Raw genomic sequence first — 1,120 nt, 5'->3', positions numbered from 1 at the left:
CCGACAACAGAGCTTTACGACCCGAAGGCCTTCCTCGCTCACGCGGCGTCGCTCCGTCAGACTTGCGTCCATTGCGGAAGATTCCCTACTGCTGCCTCCCGTAGGAGTCTGGGCCGTGTCTCAGTCCCAGTGTGGCCGATCACCCTCTCAGGTCGGCTACGCATCGTCGCCTTGGTGAGCCGTTACCTCACCAACTAGCTAATGCGCCGCGGGCCCATCCGTAAGCGATGGCCGAAACCATCTTTCCCTTTTGCCCCATGCGGGGCAAAAGCCTATCCGGTATTAGCCCCGGTTTCCCGGAGTTATCCCGGTCTTACGGGCAGGTTGCCCACGTGTTACTCACCCGTCCGCCGCTCGTTCCACGGACATCACCCCGAAGGGATCCGTCCGCTTCCCGCGCTCGACTTGCATGTATTAGGCACGCCGCCAGCGTTCGTCCTGAGCCAGGATCAAACTCTCCGTAAAAGCTGACGCCTTCCGGCGTCTCGAAAACGACGACCGATCGCATCGGTCCATCGTAACCTTTACATCCGTTTCATCCGTGGCGTCCGGAAAAGGTTGCCCTTTTCACTCGCGCTTGGCTTTTGTTCAGTTTTCAAGGAACGATCTCCATCGCAACCGTTGTAACCCGTTTGCGACTTTGATAGTATAGCGCATCGCGGTGTAGTTGTCAACCCGTTACACGGGTTTCATGTTGTTCGTCTGTGATATTGTCATATTGTAACGCTTCAGTGAAAATGTCAGTATGAGACAGGAGCGAATTCCATTGAGCAAAAAAGAATTGAAGCGTTACAAAGTCATTCGTCAATGGATCGAAGGGTATATCACGGGAAAACAAGCTGCCGAATTGTTATCGCTAAGTCTTCGTCAGGTTTATCGCCTCAAAAAACGAGTCCTTGAGGAGGATGAAAACGGAGTCATTCACAAAAACCGGGGGCGAAAACCTGCACATGCCTTATCCGAAGACATCCGGCAAAAAATCCTGAATCTCCGCCAAAGTGAAAAATATCGGCACTGCAATGATGTCCATTTCTCCGAATTATTGGCCAAACAGGAGGGAATCCGGGTCAGCCCTTCTACGGTCCGTCGAATCCGATGCCAAGCCAACATCCCGCCCAAA

At 53.3% G+C, this 1,120-nt stretch carries 1 protein-coding gene and 1 rRNA gene; one reads left to right on the top strand and one right to left on the bottom strand.

Translation table 11 applies throughout. From position 1 onward, the window contains the following. A 16S ribosomal RNA gene (locus CCB157_RS17030) occupies window positions 1-465 on the bottom strand; the annotation flags it as partial. 301 nt (window positions 466-766) lie between these two features. On the opposite strand from CCB157_RS17030, the gene CCB157_RS17025 reads away from it, so the two are divergent. After that, window positions 767-1,120, top strand: a 354-nt coding sequence (locus CCB157_RS17025; RefSeq protein ID WP_143287143.1) for a helix-turn-helix domain-containing protein, incomplete at its 3' end; no start/stop codon positions are given.

The organism is Caenibacillus caldisaponilyticus (assembly GCF_002003465.1).
GTDB classification, from domain to species: Bacteria; Bacillota; Bacilli; order Bacillales; family Sporolactobacillaceae; genus Caenibacillus; species Caenibacillus caldisaponilyticus.
Note: the sequence above shows the minus strand (reverse complement) of the source record. Positions and strands in the feature narration are given on the sequence as shown.